The organism is Uruburuella testudinis, assembly GCF_022870865.1.
GTDB lineage: Bacteria > Pseudomonadota > Gammaproteobacteria > Burkholderiales > Neisseriaceae > Neisseria > Neisseria testudinis.
This window is the reverse complement of record NZ_CP091508.1, coordinates 910,404-927,218: the sequence shown is the minus strand read 5'-3', so window position 1 is coordinate 927,218 and position 16,815 is coordinate 910,404. Positions and strand designations below refer to the sequence as shown.

At 53.4% G+C, this 16,815-nt stretch carries 17 protein-coding genes; 3 read left to right on the top strand and 14 right to left on the bottom strand.

Going from position 1 to position 16,815, the window contains the following annotated elements; genetic code table 11:
- Window positions 1-295: 295 nt before the first annotated feature.
- The 3 genes from folP to LVJ83_RS04175 form a co-directional block, all read right to left on the bottom strand.
- Window positions 296-1,171, bottom strand: coding sequence for a dihydropteroate synthase (folP, locus tag LVJ83_RS04185; protein WP_244786608.1), 876 nt, complete (start codon window positions 1,169-1,171; stop codon window positions 296-298).
- Window positions 1,172-1,726: 555 nt separating this feature from the next.
- Window positions 1,727-3,775 (bottom strand): ATP-dependent zinc metalloprotease FtsH, encoded by a 2,049-nt coding sequence (gene ftsH, locus LVJ83_RS04180; protein ID WP_244786606.1) that lies wholly within the window; start codon window positions 3,773-3,775, stop codon window positions 1,727-1,729.
- 63 nt (window positions 3,776-3,838) lie between these two features.
- The gene (locus LVJ83_RS04175) at window positions 3,839-4,459 is read right to left on the bottom strand and encodes an RlmE family RNA methyltransferase (protein WP_244786604.1); all 621 of its coding nucleotides are present in this window, start codon (window positions 4,457-4,459) and stop codon (window positions 3,839-3,841) included.
- 108 nt (window positions 4,460-4,567) lie between these two features.
- On the opposite strand from LVJ83_RS04175, the gene yhbY reads away from it, so the two are divergent.
- Window positions 4,568-4,849: a ribosome assembly RNA-binding protein YhbY gene (yhbY, locus tag LVJ83_RS04170; protein WP_244786602.1), complete on the top strand. Its 282-nt coding sequence runs from the start codon at window positions 4,568-4,570 to the stop codon at window positions 4,847-4,849.
- Window positions 4,850-4,921: 72 nt separating this feature from the next.
- On the opposite strand, the gene LVJ83_RS04165 is transcribed toward yhbY, so the two are convergent.
- The 9 genes from LVJ83_RS04165 to LVJ83_RS04125 all read right to left on the bottom strand — a co-directional run bounded on the left by LVJ83_RS04165 (window position 4,922) and on the right by LVJ83_RS04125 (window position 11,991).
- Window positions 4,922-5,365, bottom strand: coding sequence for a DUF4149 domain-containing protein (locus tag LVJ83_RS04165; protein ID WP_244786600.1), 444 nt, complete (start codon window positions 5,363-5,365; stop codon window positions 4,922-4,924).
- A gap of 256 nt (window positions 5,366-5,621) precedes the next feature.
- Entirely contained in the window at window positions 5,622-6,098 is a 477-nt protein-coding gene (gene greA, locus LVJ83_RS04160) for a transcription elongation factor GreA (protein WP_244786598.1), read from the bottom strand.
- Between the two features lie 153 nt (window positions 6,099-6,251).
- Window positions 6,252-6,509, bottom strand: coding sequence for a hypothetical protein (locus LVJ83_RS04155; RefSeq protein ID WP_244786596.1), 258 nt, complete (start codon window positions 6,507-6,509; stop codon window positions 6,252-6,254).
- A gap of 103 nt (window positions 6,510-6,612) precedes the next feature.
- The gene (locus LVJ83_RS04150) at window positions 6,613-7,137 is read right to left on the bottom strand and encodes a single-stranded DNA-binding protein (protein WP_244786594.1); all 525 of its coding nucleotides are present in this window, start codon (window positions 7,135-7,137) and stop codon (window positions 6,613-6,615) included.
- A complete protein-coding gene (locus LVJ83_RS04145) occupies window positions 7,124-8,521 on the bottom strand; it encodes an MFS transporter (RefSeq protein WP_244786592.1) in 1,398 nt (465 codons plus the stop codon). Before LVJ83_RS04145 ends, LVJ83_RS04150 begins: the two co-directional genes overlap by 14 nt.
- Before the next feature lie 242 nt (window positions 8,522-8,763).
- Window positions 8,764-9,387 (bottom strand): lytic transglycosylase domain-containing protein, encoded by a 624-nt coding sequence (locus tag LVJ83_RS04140; RefSeq protein ID WP_244786589.1) that lies wholly within the window; start codon window positions 9,385-9,387, stop codon window positions 8,764-8,766.
- A gap of 338 nt (window positions 9,388-9,725) precedes the next feature.
- Complete coding sequence (gene pyrC, locus LVJ83_RS04135; RefSeq protein ID WP_244786587.1) at window positions 9,726-10,769, bottom strand: dihydroorotase; 1,044 nt, start codon at window positions 10,767-10,769, stop codon at window positions 9,726-9,728.
- 404 nt (window positions 10,770-11,173) lie between these two features.
- Complete coding sequence (locus tag LVJ83_RS04130) at window positions 11,174-11,752, bottom strand: NMCC_0638 family (lipo)protein (RefSeq protein ID WP_244786585.1); 579 nt, start codon at window positions 11,750-11,752, stop codon at window positions 11,174-11,176.
- A 14-nt stretch (window positions 11,753-11,766) separates the two neighbouring features.
- Window positions 11,767-11,991 carry a sulfurtransferase TusA family protein gene (locus LVJ83_RS04125; protein WP_244787646.1) on the bottom strand — a complete coding sequence of 75 codons (225 nt, stop codon included), beginning with the start codon at window positions 11,989-11,991 and terminating at the stop codon, window positions 11,767-11,769.
- 97 nt (window positions 11,992-12,088) lie between these two features.
- Between LVJ83_RS04125 and LVJ83_RS04120 the strand changes: the two genes are divergently transcribed.
- Together LVJ83_RS04120 and LVJ83_RS04115 are read left to right on the top strand one after the other, a co-directional pair.
- Window positions 12,089-12,685: a CNP1-like family protein gene (locus LVJ83_RS04120; RefSeq protein WP_244786583.1), complete on the top strand. Its 597-nt coding sequence runs from the start codon at window positions 12,089-12,091 to the stop codon at window positions 12,683-12,685.
- A gap of 423 nt (window positions 12,686-13,108) precedes the next feature.
- Entirely contained in the window at window positions 13,109-14,473 is a 1,365-nt protein-coding gene (locus LVJ83_RS04115) for a DEAD/DEAH box helicase (RefSeq protein WP_244786581.1), read from the top strand.
- Window positions 14,474-14,862: 389 nt separating this feature from the next.
- On the opposite strand, the gene LVJ83_RS04110 is transcribed toward LVJ83_RS04115, so the two are convergent.
- Window positions 14,863-15,021 carry a hypothetical protein gene (locus LVJ83_RS04110; RefSeq protein WP_244786579.1) on the bottom strand — a complete coding sequence of 53 codons (159 nt, stop codon included), beginning with the start codon at window positions 15,019-15,021 and terminating at the stop codon, window positions 14,863-14,865.
- A 423-nt stretch (window positions 15,022-15,444) separates the two neighbouring features.
- Complete coding sequence (locus tag LVJ83_RS04105; protein ID WP_244786577.1) at window positions 15,445-16,806, bottom strand: PFL family protein; 1,362 nt, start codon at window positions 16,804-16,806, stop codon at window positions 15,445-15,447.
- Between the last annotated feature and the right edge of the window lie 9 nt (window positions 16,807-16,815).

Genomic DNA, 16,815 nt, shown 5'->3' with positions numbered 1-16,815 from the left:
ACAGGCTTTTTCGGTAATCTTTGACTGAAAACAGGAATTTTTGTTGCAAAGAAAATTATGACATATCAGGCCGTCTGAAAACCGCCTTTTGCGATTTCAGGCACCCATTCACGTTGAACGGTTAGGCCGGTAAAACGCAATACGGTTATTAGGATATCCTGATCAATCGTTTATAAAGGGGTCTTTATTCCTGAAAATACAGATGCCATGCACAAACACGGCAAGATTGGGCATTTTGCGAATATTTTTAACGCAGCAGATGTGCCGTGAGTGCAAAATAATGATATATGAATAATTAAGACGCCCCACATATTGGCCGGTGTTCAAACACCCCTACCGACTGCCATACTTTTACCGCATCAGCGGTGGCTTTTACATCATGCACGCGTATCACTTGCGCGCCGCGTGCCACCGCCGCCAATGCCGCCGCCACGCTGCCGTGCACACGTTTGGCCGCATCGGCCTCACCGCTTAAATCGCCAATCATGCGTTTGCGCGACACGCCGATCAGCAGCGGCAAATCTGCCGTCTGAAAAAAATCACTCAAATGCTGCATCAGCGCAATATTGTGCGGCAACGTTTTACCAAAGCCGAATCCCGGGTCGAGAATGATGCGTTCGCGGGCAATACCTGCATCGGCACAGGCACTGACCCGCCCGTTCAAATAGCGGGTCACTTCGGCCACCACATCTTGATATTGCGGGTTGTGCTGCATGTTTTCAGGCAAACCCTGCATATGCATCAAGCATATGCCTGCTTGCGGATGACGTGCCAACACATCCAGCGCACCCTCATCAGTAAGCGCCGCCACATCGTTGATGATGTCTGCCCAACCGTGTGCCAACGCTTGCGCCATAACTGCTGTGCGTCGGGTGTCGAGGCTGATCGGCACGCCCCATTTCACCACCTCCTCCAATACCGGCGCCACCCGCTCCCATTCCTCTTCAGGCGGCACATATGCCGACCCCGGGCGGGTCGACTCTCCGCCGATATCCAAAATATCCGCCCCTTCCCGCAATAATTGTTCCGCATGCCGCAAGGCCGTCTGAACACTTTTGGAATAAGTGCCGCCATCGGAAAACGAATCAGGCGTGATGTTGACAATGCCCATGATTTTCGGCTCGGCCAGATTCAATAAAAAACGGCCACACTGCCATTGGTAAGCCCGCATTGTTGATGCTCCATCGTTGCTGTTGCCGATATTATATCGTGAAATAACCGAGCTGCGTTTTGCACGGATGCCAGAAAAAAACAACCAACACAATCATCTTTCGCGGCTGGCAAACACACACATTGAAGCTTTTGCCCAATTGCTGTTCAAACAGCAGAATCGTTCGGCTCACTACCATTCGCCATTCCGGCTCTGCCTACAGCTGACATTCAAGCCAATGATTTTAAAAACAACTTTCCAACTTATTCGACTTAAGGCTTCGTACCCTCCCGGGCCTGTGTATATGATATTTCATGCCGACAAATTATTTAGGCCGTCTGAAGCCGCAAATCATTTTCACACCCATTCACAAAAATAACCTAACGGCGCTGGCTCGCCTGAACCCGAAGAGGGCCGGTTTCGCTAAGGCGCTGAAGCGCCAAGCCAACCAGCCTCATAATATGCACTGCCTTCGGCTCGCCGCCTTGTTTGCTTACTTTTGTGAATGGGCATCAATGGCCTTTTAAATTAAAAAAGCGGCAACCCGTTCAGGTTACCGCTTTACACTTGCCGGAATCACATTTTGTCATCCGGATGGCGCCGGCCTTCGCCGCCGGCCACCACATCAGAAGTATCGTGCGTATTGCCCGGCTGCGGATCGGCTTCAGGGCCCACCGTGGGGCGGATGTCGCTGACACCTGATTCAGGATCTGCCGGCACGGTTTCATGCCCTGCTTCAACCGGCGCGGCCGGACGTGCTTCATCGGCATCATCCTCTTTGCGCACGTTATGGCTGTAGTCTTTCGGCGGGCTAGGTTGCTTGCCTGCCATAATTTCCAGCACCTGATCGCGATCGATGGTTTCCCAATCCATCAATGCCTGAGTCATGGTTTCCATTTTCGTGCGGTTTTCATCGAGAATTTTATAAGCCACAGCATATTGTTCATCGAGAATACGGCGGATTTCGGCATCAACCTGTTGTTGCGTATATTCGGAAATATTTTGCGAATGGGTAACCGAGCGGCCGAGAAACACTTCGCTCTCATTCTCGCCATACACCATCACCCCCATTTTTTCCGACATACCGTAACGGGTAACCATATCGCGAGCCAATTGCGTGGCGCGCTCAAAATCGTTGGAAGCGCCGGTGGAAATACGTCCCACAAAGATATCTTCGGCAATACGGCCGCCAAACAAAATGGCAATCTGGCTCAGCATCTGGTCTTTATACATGCTGATGCGGTCGCGCTCCGGCAACTGCCAAGTCAAACCCAGCGCACGGCCACGCGGCATAATGGTGACTTTATGCACGGGGTCGGTATATTCCAAGCTTTCCGCCACAATCGCGTGGCCGGATTCATGATAGGCAGTGGCACGTTTTTCATCTTCATGCATCACCATAGAGCGGCGCTCCGGCCCCATGTAGATTTTATCTTTGGCATCTTCAAAATCGCTTTGGTCGACTTTGATTTTGTTGCGGCGGCCGGCAAACAAAGCAGCTTCGTTCACCAGATTGGCCAAATCCGCACCTGAAAACCCCGGGGTGCCTTTTGCCAAAGTTTTCAAATCCACCGATTCATCCAACGGCACTTTTTGCGCGTGCACTTTCAAAATCTGCTCACGACCGCGGATATCTGGCAACGGCACCACCACCTGACGGTCAAAACGGCCGGGGCGCTGCAAAGCCGGATCAAGCACATCGGGGCGGTTGGTGGCGGCAATCACAATCACAGTCTGATTGCTTTCAAAGCCGTCCATCTCCACCAGCAGTTGGTTCAGGGTTTGCTCGCGCTCGTCATTGCCGCCGCCCAAACCCGCACCGCGCTGACGGCCCACGGCATCGATTTCATCAATAAAAATAATGCACGGCGCATTTTTCTTGGCCTGCTCAAACATATCTCGCACACGGCTTGCGCCCACGCCGACAAACATTTCCACAAAGTCGGAGCCTGAAATGCTGAAAAACGGCACTTGCGCTTCGCCGGCAATCGCCTTGGCCAGCAGGGTTTTACCGGTACCGGGGCTGCCGGCCAGCAAAATACCGCGCGGCACACGACCGCCCAAGCTTTGATAGCGGTTGGGCGCTTTCAGGTAATCAACGATTTCCTGCACTTCTTCTTTGGCTTCATCACAGCCGGCTACATCGGCAAAGGTCACCTGATTGGTATCTTTATCCAACAGTTTGGCACGGCTTTTGCCGAATGAAAACGCACCGCCTTTGCCACCGCCGCCGCTTTGCATGCGCATAAAGTAAAACCATGCACCAATCAACAGCATCACCGGCAACAGGCTGATAAACAGGCTGCTGAAAAAGCTCGGCTTTTCTTCCGGCGTTACTTTTACGCGCACTTTTTTATCCAGCAGGGTCTGCACCAGCGTGTCGTCAAGCGGCGCATTGGTGAAAAACTGGCTTTTATCGGTGCGCTCGCCTTTAATCAGATAACCGCTGACTACCGAGCCTTCGATGTTTACACTGGCGATTTCACCGCCGTTTACCTGCTCGATAAACTGCGAATATTCAATTTGTTGGCTGTTTTCCTGCTTGTCGGTAATGGCATTAAAAGCGGCCATCACACACACCGCCAACACCAGCCAGACAAGAAGATTTTTAATGGTATTCCCCACTGAAACAGGCTCCATAAAAGGGTAAAAAATAAAAACGGATTTTAAATCAGGCCGCCGTCATTGTCAGCGTTTATTTTTGCCTAATAAATAAACCTCACTGGAACGATTGCGCGAAGCTTCCGGTTTGCGGATTTGCACCGTTGCAAACATAGCCCGCATAGCCGTCAGATACTCCTGGTATCCCGCCCCCTGAAAAACCTTAACCAAAAAGTTTCCCCCGGGTTTGAGATGATTGGCTGCAAAATCTAAGGCCAGTTCGCACAAATAAAAACTGCGCGCCTGATCCGTTACGGCATTGCCCGACATATTGGGGGCCATATCGCAAATTACAAGGTCCAGCGGACGATTATCCAGCAATGATTCAAACTCGGCCAATACCGCCTCTTCACGAAAATCACCCTGAATAAACCATACGCCGTCGATGGCTTCCATCGGCAGAATATCCAGCGCAAACACCTGCCCGGAAGCCCCCGCCAGCTTAGCGGCCACTTGCGACCAACTGCCGGGCGCGCTGCCCAAGTCGGCCAACACAGTGCCGGGGCGGATTAATTTGTCTTTTTCATTGATTTCCAAAAGCTTATAAGCTGCGCGGGCACGATAGCCGTCTTTTTGCGCCATATGCACATAATGATCGTTAACATGCTCATTGAGCCAGGCTTTGGAAGATTTGGAACGCACGGCCATCGTATTGACTATTCAAAACAAACAAGCATGCTATTGTACGTTATTTTCTCCACGGGCGGCGGCAATTCACGTACAATATCATTTTAATTTTTCGAATATCCGGCAGCAATGACAGACAAACTCAGCACCAAAGAAATTCTGGCCCTCAAAGCACAAGCCCACCACCTCAGCCCGGTGGTGATGATCGGCCAACACGGCCTGACCGAATCCGTGATTAAAGAAACCGATGCCGCCCTCAATGCACACGAATTGATTAAAGTACGCGTATTGGGCGATGACCGTAACGAGCGTATTGAAATGTGCCGGGCATTGTGTGAAGCAGTGGATGCACAACTGGTGCAGCATATCGGCAAACTTTTGGTTTTATGGCGGAAAAATATCGAAAATTAAAGAGTATTCCGTCAAATACAAAGGCCGTCTGAAATATTTCAGACGGCCTTTGTATTTGACCCGAGTAAACGATCAATGCCAGTCGAGCCGCAGCATCCGAAACACCAAACCCAGTGCCAGCAGGCTGCACAGCATATAAATCACGCTTGACGTGCCGTGCCACTGACCGAATGAGCCGCCTACAAGCGACAACAGCCAGTTGGTGGTGCCCGCCTTATGTGCCTCGATAACGGGCGTAACCAAAAACTGATTCACCGACAACAACACCAGCAGCAATATCACAAATTTATTGGTTTTGCTCCGCAGCAGGCTGCGGCTTAATTCATGGCGGCCGATAAAATAAATCAACAGCCAAACTGCCAAACCGCTATAGGCCACCACCTCAAACATGGTGCCGGCCATGGCCCCCGCCTCCATTTTGCCCATATGCTGAAACAAAACCGGCACCGCCAAATAACCGATACCCAACTGCAAACCAAGCCACGCACCCGCCAACACTGCCGCCAATTTACTCATATACGCCTCATGTTTTTGCTTACACCAACCATACCATGCATCATGGCCTTAGACAAACCGGACACAAATAGTTCCGAATGCAACTAATTAAATCATTTAAATATTTTTAGTAAATTATATTACTTTAGTTATTAATTGAACTGCAACTCTAAAATATCTGCTGCCCGCTTAAAAATATGACAAATATAACAAAAGGCCGTCTGAAAGCAAAACATCGCTTTCAGACGGCCTCAAAATCATTTAATCGGCATTTTTTTTAAAGATATTCTACCGCCACAATATCATACTCGCGCACACCGCCGGGCGCCTGCACTTCGGCCACATCGCCCTCTTCTTTACCAATCAGCGCACGGGCAATGGGCGAACCGACATAAATTTTGTTTTCTTTGATATCGGCCTCGTCTTCGCCCACGATTTGGTAGCGCACTTCTTCTTCGGTTTCCAAATCTTCCAGCGTAACGGTTGCACCGAACACCACTTTGCCCTCGGCGTGAATTTCTGCCGGGTTGATAATATGAGCCAGCGACAATTTATTTTCCACCTCGGCAATGCGGCCTTCGATAAAACCCTGGCGCTCTTTGGCCGCTTCATACTCTGCGTTTTCCGACAAATCGCCGTGCGAACGCGCTTCGGCAATGGCGGCGATCACTTCGGGGCGGGCCACGCTTTTCAGCTGCTGTAATTCTTCTTTCAGCAATTCTGCACCGCGCACGGTTAACGGAATTTTCTGCATAATGGTTTTTCTCCATGAAAAAAGCGCGCGCCCCATCGGCATAGCGCTCTTTTTGACAAATAAAAACACAAGCCGCCCGGAATCCCGGCGGCTTGCTTGGGTAGCTGTTTGATGATGCATCATTGTATCAAAAACAACCAAAATAGCAACGGCTTAAATGACTTTTACGCACCAAAGCTTTCCGGCCATTCGCTTATCAGGAACTTTTATTCCTGGAAATGCATGCACTACGCTAACAAACCAGCAGAACAAAATATCTTGCAAGGCCTTTAGGGTATCCTGACCATTCGATTTACGGATGCTTTTTGCCCCTGAAAACGCATCTGCTGCATTAAAAAGCCTCGCAAGATGTCCAATCTTGCTGCGTTTTTTGCCTGGCATCTGCATTTCCAGGAACAAAAATCCCCTCATAAACGAGACATCAGGACACCCTAGCGCAGCGCATACATTTTTCAGAGGCGAAACACCCATAAATCGAATGATTATGCCCCTTGTTAGAACACCTTAAACCCGTTTAAAACGGAATATCGTCGTCAATATCATCTACCGGTGCTGCCGGTGCTGCCGGCGCCTGACGGCGTGGAGCCGCCGGCGGTGCGGCAGGGGCCTCTTGCGAATAAGCCGGTGCTTGTTGATAAGCGCCCTGCTGCGGTGCCTGCTGGTAAGCACCCGCCTGGCCGCCGTCGCCATATTCGGCAGAACTGCCGCCGCTGCGCGAGCCGAGCATTTTCATTTCATTGGCCACAATATCGTATGCGGTGCGCTCGATACCGTCTTTGCCCTGATATTTCCGGCTTTGGATGCGGCCCTCGATATACACTTGGCTGCCCTTGCGTAAATATTGCCCGGCAATTTCAGCCAACCGGCGATACATGGTGATATTGTGCCATTCGGTGCGTTCCTGCCGCTGGCCGTTGCGGTCGTTCCAAGTTTCACTGGTAGCGATACTGAAATTGCACACCGCTTCGCCGTTAGGCATATAGCGCACTTCCGGATCGCGGCCCAAATTGCCGATAAGCAACACTTTATTTAATGACATTGTCTACTCCTGAAATAATCTTTTCGGCGGCTGCCAAATCAAACCCCTGCTGCAACGCCTTGATATAAACCGTTTGCCTGTCGGCGCTGAAGCTGACCGCCTCAACACCGTACAGCGACATCAAGGCAGAGTGTAAAGTGTCTTCACGCCGCTGCCAAGTTTTTGGCACCGCCAACGTGATATTTTTTACCGGCCTCGGTGCCGGCGCGGCCGCCGCCAACAGCATCCACAACACAATCAACGCGCTGCAAAAAGCAAATACGCCGTTAAAGCCGTAATATTCAAACAACACCCCGCCCAACGCACCACCGCAAAACAAGCCTACCGATTGTGCCGTGTTGTACACCCCCATCGCCGTGCCTTTCAAATCGGAAGGTGCGATTTTCGACACCAGCGAGGGCAGGCTCGCCTCCAGCACATTGAAGCCGATAAAATACACAATCAGGCAAAGTGCCACCAACCAAATCGAATGCAAACCGAACAGCAGGCCCAGCTGTGCTGCTGCGATACAGACAATACCGCCCACAAACACCTGTTTGAGCTTATTGCGGGTTTCGCCGATGATAATCAGCGGCACCATCAATACCAGGCCGACAACAGTGGCCGGCAGATACACCTTCCAATGCTGCACCTTATCCAGCCCCAACGCCACCATGGCAAACGGCAGCGAAGTAAACAGCGCCATCTGCGCGGCATGGAGGGCAAAAATGCCGAAATCCAAACGCAGCAGCTGGCCGTTTTTCAATACTTCGCCGATACGTGCCGGTTGCGCTTGGGCATCTTCATGCAATTTTGACTGTGCCGGGTTCGGCGTTATCCAGGCCACTAGGGCAATGCTCAACACCGTCAGGATACCGGTAAGCGCAAACAGGCCGGGCACACCGACCCAACGGGTCAACACTGGCGCCACCACCAGGCTGGCAGAAAAGGTCAGACCAATGCTCAGCCCAATCATGGCCATTGCCCGCGTGCGCACTTCCTCGCGGGTCAAATCCGCCACCAACGCAGTTACCGCAGCGCTGACCGCCCCTGCACCCTGTACCGCGCGCGCCAGCACCAGCATCTCCAACGTGTCGGCAGCCGCCGCCATAAAACTGCCGGCGGCAAATACAATCAGGCCGGCATAAATCACTTTTTTGCGACCGAATTTATCTGATGCCATCCCCAAGGGCAATTGCAACAGCGCCTGCGTCAAGCCGTATATGCCCATCGCCAGCCCCACCAGCGCTTTATGATTTTCTGCACCGGGCAAGGTTGCCGCATACAGCGCCAACACCGGCAGCACCAAAAACATTCCGAGCATGCGCAAAGCGTAAACACCCGCCAACGAGCTGCTGGCACGCCATTCTTCAGGAAACATTTTGGTGCGGTTGTCTGTGGCCATAATCAATCTTCAGCAGCACCGCGCGACAGGCTGCCTGTAATAATTAACAAAACGGCGATTATACACGATGTTTCAGACGGCCTCGAAATATAGCATTCCCGTTTACCCGCAATCGTGATTAAGAAATGCACACTGAAATTTTTAGACATCCAAGGGCGTCCCGACAATTCAGAATTATTCAGATTTTTTGCGATAGAAGTACAGATGCAAGGCAAACAGCAGGCCGCCTGAAAACCGGCGCATCAGCGCCACTGCCAGCGGTTGCGCCAGGCTCCGAGCACAGCATTGGGATATTTGTTGCTGCCGAGGCTGCCGTTAAAACGCGCCAAAGCCCGCACAAAATTGCCGCGTTCGACATTATTGTAATGGCGCAAAATGGTGCAGCCGTAGCGCAAATTGGTGCGGATATCAAACAGATTGTGGCTTGGCCGGCCGATATGGTTTTTCCAAAACGGCATCACCTGCATCAACCCGCGCGCGCCTACGCCGCTGATGGCATATTGGCGGAATGCGCTTTCCACCTCGATCAACCCCAACACCACCTGCGTATCCAACCCTGCGCGGGTAGATTCATATTGGATATTGACCAACAAGCGGCGGCGCTCTGCTTCATCGGGCACAAACCGCGCCAGCCGTGCCGACATATCGCGCAGCCACCGTTCGCCGTCGGCCGGTCGGGCAAACACCAACCGCGCCGGATTAACATGGTTAACCGAACTGCGCATCAGCGAGGCAACATCATCCGACAAAGTTTCTTCCCGCTGCGGCCCGGCCAGCACCGGCGTGGGCGCCAAGAGCAGAACAACACCACCCGCCAGCAACCTGCGCCGGCTTATTTTTTCATTTAAATCAGATTCTTTTATCATACGTCTATCAAATTTATACCCATTTTATAGCCATTCACAAAAGTAAGCGAACAAGGCGGAAAGCCGAAGACAGTACAATGAGTACAGGGCTGGTTGGCTTGGCACTTCAGCGCCTTAGCAAAACCCGTCTTCTTCAAACTCAGGGGCCAACGCAGTCAGATTATTTTTGTGAGCGGGTATGACAGTTATCATCCAATGATAATATGCCGTCTGAAACTTTCAGACGGCATATTATAAAATGTTTGCCGGCACACTCAAACTCTGTTGGCTGATTTTTCAGACGGCCTGTTGTATTTATCGTAAAACCTGATACCCGGATTCACACAACCATCCGGGCATCAGTCTGAATACTGCACCGTCCACGCCACGCTTTCACCGCCGCACATCGGCACCAACACCTCATTGTCGGCAAACGGCACTTTCGGCACCACCAACTGTGTCTGCTTCAACAAAGTCAGCGTGCGCGGGTTTTCAGGCAGGCCGTAAAAACGGGCGCCGTTTTGCGAAGCAAAGGCTTCCAGCTTGTCGAGCGCGCCGGCTTCGTCAAACACCTCGGCATACAGCTCGATGGCCGTAGCGGCGCTAAACATCCCGGCACAACCGCAAGCGTTTTCTTTGGCAGATCTGGCATGCGGCGCGCTGTCGGTGCCGAGAAAAAATTTATGCGCTTTCTCGCCGGTTACCGCCGCAACCAGCGCCAGGCGGTGGCTTTCGCGCTTGAGCACAGGCAGGCAGTAATGGTGCGGGCGCACGCCGCCCACCAGTAAATCGTTGCGGTTGAGCAATAAATGCTGCGGCGTTACCGTTGCCGCCACATTATCGCCCGCCTCCGACACCAGCTGCGCGGCATCTGCGGTGGTAATGTGCTCAAACACCACTTTCAAACCCGGCACTTGCGCCAACACCGGCTTCATCACCCGCTCGATAAACACTGCCTCACGGTCGAAAATATCAATATCCGGGTCGGTTACTTCGCCATGCACCAAAAACAACACCCCTTCCTGTGCCATGGTTTCCAGCACCGGAATCAGTTTGAATAAGTCGGTAACCCCGCTGTCGGAATTGGTGGTCGCGCCCGCCGGATAAAGCTTAAACGCCACGATGCCCGCCGCTTTGGCTTCACGCACCAATTGCGGCGTGGTTTTATCGGTCAGATACAGCGTCATCAACGGCTCAAAGCTGCTGCCCTCCGGCAGTGCCGCCAAAATACGCTGCTTGTAAGCCTGCGCATCCGCCACCGTAACCACCGGCGGCTTGAGGTTGGGCATAATCACGGCACGCCCCATTTGACGGGCGGTAAACGGCAGCACTGCCTTTAAGGCATCGCCATCGCGCAAATGCAGATGCATATCGTCGGGCTGGATAATGGTTAAGGTTTGCATGGTTTTCCTTTTAATTAAACTGTTTCATACCCATTCATAAAAAAATAACCTAACCGCGTTACCGCGTTGGTTCGCCTGTATTCCTCAAAGAGGACGGGATTCGCTAAGGCGCTGAATCGCCAAACCGACCGGCTCCGTACCAAGGTGTGCCAACATCATTGACGGGGGGATTTTTGCTCCCGGTAATGCTAGGGTGTCCTGACCATTCAGAATGACTCAGATTTTTTGCGATAAAAGTGCAGATGCAAGGCAAAAAACGTAGCAAGATTGAATATCTTGCAAGGCTTTTTAACGCAGCAGATGCGTTTTCAGGAACAACATACACCTGTAAATCGAATGGTCATGACACCCTAATGGCACCGGTTTCGGTTCGCCGCCTTGTCAATTTACTTTTGAGATCAGTATCATTCTGCGCTGAGCGCCGGCCTTGCCGACAGTGCTCTGCGGCTGAAATTCAATGCCGCCTGAACAGGCACATGTTTGGACGGCGAAGTATTGGCGCCCAACAACAACTCTTGCGGTTCGTTATCCGGCTGCCAGGCATACACCAACTGGCTGTATGGGAAAGGCGACGCGGTGTGGTGGTCGGCACGCAGGCGCACCACCATGCCCGCACTGCCCTGTTCGGCTAATGTCGCAAACTGCCGGCGCAGCGCCGCCTCATCTGCAAGCGGTGTTTTGATGCTGCATGCCTGCGGGCTGCGGCTCAGATAAAACAGCGCGCCGTTTCGCTCAAGCTGCCACGCCTGCTGCATATCCAGCTCCATCATGCCCGGCGGCAGCTTTTTAACCGCAGCCGCATCCATCGGCACAAACCCTTGCTGCCCGGCCGGCGCAGCCACATCCGTTTCGCTTTTACCCGATGCCACACAGGTTGCAAAAAACAAGCGCACCGCTTCTTCGGCCGCTGCCTGCCGGTCGGGCCCGATATCATTGCCGCAAGCAGCCAACAACAAACATACCGGCCATAAAGTTAAACGCATTTTTCAGACGGCCTTTATTTATGCTGCACAACCAGCTTGAACACCTCGCCCTGCTGCACCGATTCCAGCAACACATGCCCGGTTTGGCGGCAAAACGCAGCAAAATCATCAGGCGCGCCGGCATCGGTGGCCAACACCGTCAGCACTTGCTGCGGCTGCATCTGCGCCAACGCCTTTTTGGCTTTCAAAATCGGCAACGGGCACTTCAGCCCGGTTACATCTAAAGTCTGCATATCCATAAAAAACGCCCCGATCAATAATACAGGCATTATAGCGTGTTGCACCTACCCCTGTTAAGCCATACAATGGCGCATGTATTCTGACACGGAGAACCCCATGCGCCGCTTCTGCCTGCTGGCTTTGGTTTTAATCAGCACCCAAATCAACGCAGCCCCCCGCAATGACAAAAACACCTTAACCAACACCCGCTATGTTGAAAGCGCTGCCGAAACCGCCGCCCGCGAATTCAAAGAAGCCGAGTTGGCGCTGCCTGCCGTACCCGCCACCGACAGCGGCGAATGGTTTGACCTCTACATCAACAACACTTTTACCAAAAAGCCGAAAATCCTGCTCGACAGCATTGCCTTCGCACCCGACCGCACCGTGCGCTATATACTCAACACACAATCCGCCCGCGGCCACGACAATCTCAGCGCCGAAGGTATTTTCTGCGCCGAAAATTCATTGTCGCTCAATGCCAACAGCCGCTCCACTTATAAAATATTCGGCTATGCCGACACCGTCAACAAGCGCTGGATTACCCCGCGCAATGCCGAGTGGAAACCCATCGGCGCGATTTTAAACAGCGCCGATCCGATTCGCGGCGTGCTTTACCGCGCCTTTTGCGTAGACGGCCTGCCCGACAACGATGCCGCGCTGCAACAACGCGTGCGCGAACGCAGCGGCCGCTACAACGGCAAAATCGGCAGTTGACACATCAGGCCGACTTCCAAGCCGCCCGCAACAACGCTCAGAAGCCGGCCATCACAAGCTGTTTCATGATGCGGCCATGCTGCGTCCGGCGCCGTATCGTGAAAACAGCCGGCCTTTTACACAACACATTTCCTCTGCCCGCACACAATTTAAGCCGATTTTGCTTGACCGGTGCGCGCTTTATCTTTATCATCCGCCGACTATTCTTTGAAGCCATCGTCTTCAGCCAACCCAAGCCTTTGCTTGCTGCGCCCTTGAGCGCTCTCTTAAATTGCAGGTTGTCGCCGATGTTTAACCACAAGCCATAAGGCTTGCGACAACCTTGCGTAACCTCTTCCGCCGCGAATATCCGTTACCCGCTCCATTGCTTCAGGCTGCCCGAATATTTCAGGCAGAATGCGTTGTTGCCCGTTTAGGAAAACCATGTCTGTCAAATTTACCGACCTGAATCTCGATAAAAACATCCTTTCTGCGCTCACCGGCGCCGGCTATGAATCCCCCACCCCGATTCAGGCACAATCCATCCCCCATGCCCTTGCCCGCCGCGACATCATGGCTTCGGCACAAACCGGCTCAGGCAAAACCGCCGCCTTTTTGCTGCCCACCCTGCAACACCTCACCCAGCGCAGCGAAAAACCCGGCAAAGGCCCGCGCGCGCTGGTGCTGACCCCCACCCGCGAACTGGCCGCCCAAGTTGAGAAAAGCGCCCTTACCTACGCCGCCGACATGAAATGGCTGCGCACCGTTACCCTCGTGGGCGGCGCCTCTTTCGGCCAGCAAATCCGCGCGCTCGGCCGTCCGGTCGACATCATTGTCGCCACCCCCGGCCGCCTGATGGACCACATGCGCAGCGGCCGCATCGATTTCGACCGCCTCGAAGTACTGATTCTCGATGAAGCCGACCGCATGCTAGACATGGGCTTTATCGACGATATCGAAACCATCGTTGCCGCCACGCCCGCAGACCGCCAAACGCTGCTCTTTTCCGCCACTTGGGACGGCGCCGTCGGCAAACTCGCCCGCAAACTCACCAAAAACCCCGAAGTGGTGGAAGCGGAACGCGTAGACGACCAAGGCAAAATCGAAGAACAGCTTTTATACTGCGACGACAAAAACCACAAAAACCGCCTGCTCAACCACATCTTGCGCGATGCCAACATCGATCAAGCCGTGATTTTCACCTCCACCAAAGTAATGAGCGAACAACTGGCCGACGAATTATACGAACAAGGCTTTTCCGCCAACTGCCTGCACGGCGATATGCCGCAAGGCTGGCGTAACCGCACATTGATGGACTTGCGCAAAGGCCGCATCAAAATCCTTGTGGCCACCGACGTTGCCGCACGCGGCATCGACGTGCCCAGCATCACCCATGTGATCAACTACGACCTGCCCAAGCAGGCGGAAGATTATGTCCACCGTATCGGCCGCACCGGTCGCGCCGGCCGCACCGGCTTGGCGATTACATTTGCGGAAGTCAACGAATACGTTAAAGTGCACAAAATCGAGCGCTACATCAACCGCAAGCTGCCGGAAATGACCATCGAAGGCATGGAGCCGACCCGCAAACGCGGCAAAGCCGGCGCAGGCAAGCCCAAAGGCAAAAGCTGGGGCGGCAAAGGCGGCTTCGGCGACCGTAAATTCGGCGACAAAAAACCCGGCGGCAAACCGCGCAGCGAGGGCGGATTCGGCGGTAAACCACGCAGCGAAGGCGGCTTCAAAGGCAAGAAAAAACCGGCAACACAAAGCGGTTTCAGCAAACCCGCACGAGCGCCTAAAAAAGGCTGATACCACCCCGGCCGCGGCATAAACCGATACAGCGGCAGCAAACCAACGAGGCCGTCTGAATAACTTTCATCATTCAGACGGCCTCGTTATACTGCAAACGCCGCAGGTGCCTACAGACTCATACCCATTTACAAAAACAACCTAACGCCGCCGGCTTACTTTTGTGAATGGGTTTAACTACAAGCAGAAAGTTCTCCGGCAAGGCTCACGCTACATCTGCGTTGCCACTCTTTACCCGCAATTCCATTCAAATCAGGCCGTCTGAAACTGCACTTTCACACTTTTCAGACGGCCTTAACTTATCGGCAAACACTTAACCGCGCTGTCGGCCAATACCGATTCGGCATTGCTGTGAGCAGCGCAATGGCAGGCAGCATGGTAATGTTGGCTTATTTTTGTGAATGGGTATAACTGCAAGCAGAAAGTTCGCGGGCAAAGCCCACGCTGACGTCTGCGTTGCCCACCGTTACCCGCAACTCCATTAAAATGAGGCCGTCTGAAACTGCGCTTTCACACTTTTCAGACGGCCTTAACTTATCGGCAAACACTTAACTGCGCTGTCGGCCACACCGATTCGGCATTGCTGTGAGCAGCGCGATGGCGAGCAGCATGACTGGCTTACTTTTGTGAATGGGTTTAACCACAAGCAGAAAGCTCGCAGACAAGGCTCACGCTACATCTGCGTTGCCAACCGTTACCCGCAATTCCATTCAAATCAGGCCGTCTGAAACTGCACTTTTACCGTTTTCAGACGGCCTTAACCTATCAGCAAACGCTTAACCGGCGCTGTCGGCCACACCGCTTCGGCATTGCTGTGAGCAGCGCGATGGCAAGCAGCATGGTAGCGTTGTCCTGCCTGAGCTCGAAGAGGACGGGTTTCGCTAAGATACGGAAACACCCAGTCAACCAGCCCCGCACGTGTGCACTGTCTTCAGCTCGCTGCCTTATCTGCTTATTTTTGTAAACGGGTATCAGTTTTTCATCGACTGCACCGGTGCCGGAATACGGCCGCCGCGGTTCACAAACACTTCGCAGCTGCCTTCTTTCACCGGCATAATCGGTGCATAGCCCAATAAACCGCCAAACTCCACGCTCTCGCCCACGTCTTTGCCGGGCACGGGGATGATGCGCACGGCGGTGGTTTTGCTGTTGATCATGCCGATGGCGGCTTCGTCGGCAATGATGCCGGAAAGGGTGGCTGCCGAGGTGGTGCCCGGCACAGCCACCATATCGAGGCCGACCGAGCAGACGGCGGTCATGGCTTCGAGCTTGTCAAGCGTGAGCACGCCCGCTTCGGCGGCGGCTATCATGCCTTCGTCTTCAGAAACGGGAATAAACGCGCCGCTCAAACCGCCTACGGCGCTGCTGGCCATCATGCCGCCTTTTTTCACTGCATCGTTCAACAGCGCCAGCGCGGCGGTGGTGCCGTGGGTGCCGCACACGCTCAAGCCCATCTGTTCGAGAATACGCGCCACGCTGTCGCCCACGGCGGGTGTCGGCGCGAGCGATAAATCGAGAATGCCAAACGGGATATCGAGCATTTTACTGGCTTCATGGCCGATAAGTTCGCCGACACGGGTGATTTTGAATGCGGTTTTTTTCACCACTTCGGCCACCTCGGTGAGCGTTTGCGCGTTGGAATTTTCCAGTGCGGCCTTCACCACGCCGGGGCCGGACACGCCCACATTAATCACCGCATCGGCCTCGCCCGAGCCGTGAAATGCGCCCGCCATAAAGGGGTTGTCTTCGACTGCATTGCAAAACACCACGATTTTGGCACAGCCGAAACCTTCGGGCGTGATTTCGGCGGTGCGTTTGATGGTTTCGCCCGCCAGTTTTACCGCATCCATATTGATGCCGGCGCGGGTGGAACCGATATTGATGGAGCTGCACACGATATCGGTGGTTTTCATGGCTTCGGGAATCGAGCGGATCAATACTTCGTCTGATGGCGACATGCCTTTCTGCACCAGGGCGGAAAAGCCGCCGATAAACGATACGCCGATGGCTTTGGCCGCTTTATCAAGCGTTTGGGCAATGCTCACATAGCTGTCGGCTTTAGTGGCGGCGGCAATTTGGGCAATCGGCGTCACCGAAATGCGCTGGTTCACAATCGGCACGCCGTATTTGGCCGACAGGTGTTGCGCGGTTTTCACCAAATCTTTGCCCACGCGGGTGATTTTGGTGTAGATATTTTGGTTCAGCACATCGATATCGGCGCTGATGCAGTCGTGTAAATCGATGCCGATGGTGATAGTGCGCACGTCAAAATTCTGATCGGCCACCATTTTCACGGTTTCAAGGATTTCGTTAGACTGAATGCTGGTGCTCATGGTTTCCAT

Coding starts and splice junctions, on each gene's coding strand:
- folP (WP_244786608.1), bottom strand. CDS start 1,171: ATGCGGGCTTACCAATGGCAGTGTGGCCGTTTTTTATTGAATCTGGCC.
- LVJ83_RS04175 (WP_244786604.1), bottom strand. CDS start 4,459: ATGGCCGTGCGTTCCAAATCTTCCAAAGCCTGGCTCAATGAGCATGTT.
- yhbY (WP_244786602.1), top strand. CDS start 4,568: ATGACAGACAAACTCAGCACCAAAGAAATTCTGGCCCTCAAAGCACAA.
- LVJ83_RS04165 (WP_244786600.1), bottom strand. CDS start 5,365: ATGAGTAAATTGGCGGCAGTGTTGGCGGGTGCGTGGCTTGGTTTGCAG.
- greA (WP_244786598.1), bottom strand. CDS start 6,098: ATGCAGAAAATTCCGTTAACCGTGCGCGGTGCAGAATTGCTGAAAGAA.
- LVJ83_RS04155 (WP_244786596.1), bottom strand. CDS start 6,509: ATGAGGGGATTTTTGTTCCTGGAAATGCAGATGCCAGGCAAAAAACGC.
- LVJ83_RS04150 (WP_244786594.1), bottom strand. CDS start 7,137: ATGTCATTAAATAAAGTGTTGCTTATCGGCAATTTGGGCCGCGATCCG.
- LVJ83_RS04145 (WP_244786592.1), bottom strand. CDS start 8,521: ATGGCCACAGACAACCGCACCAAAATGTTTCCTGAAGAATGGCGTGCC.
- LVJ83_RS04140 (WP_244786589.1), bottom strand. CDS start 9,387: ATGATAAAAGAATCTGATTTAAATGAAAAAATAAGCCGGCGCAGGTTG.
- pyrC (WP_244786587.1), bottom strand. CDS start 10,769: ATGCAAACCTTAACCATTATCCAGCCCGACGATATGCATCTGCATTTG.
- LVJ83_RS04130 (WP_244786585.1), bottom strand. CDS start 11,752: ATGCGTTTAACTTTATGGCCGGTATGTTTGTTGTTGGCTGCTTGCGGC.
- LVJ83_RS04125 (WP_244787646.1), bottom strand. CDS start 11,991: ATGGATATGCAGACTTTAGATGTAACCGGGCTGAAGTGCCCGTTGCCG.
- LVJ83_RS04120 (WP_244786583.1), top strand. CDS start 12,089: ATGCGCCGCTTCTGCCTGCTGGCTTTGGTTTTAATCAGCACCCAAATC.
- LVJ83_RS04115 (WP_244786581.1), top strand. CDS start 13,109: ATGTCTGTCAAATTTACCGACCTGAATCTCGATAAAAACATCCTTTCT.
- LVJ83_RS04105 (WP_244786577.1), bottom strand. CDS start 16,806: ATGAGCACCAGCATTCAGTCTAACGAAATCCTTGAAACCGTGAAAATG.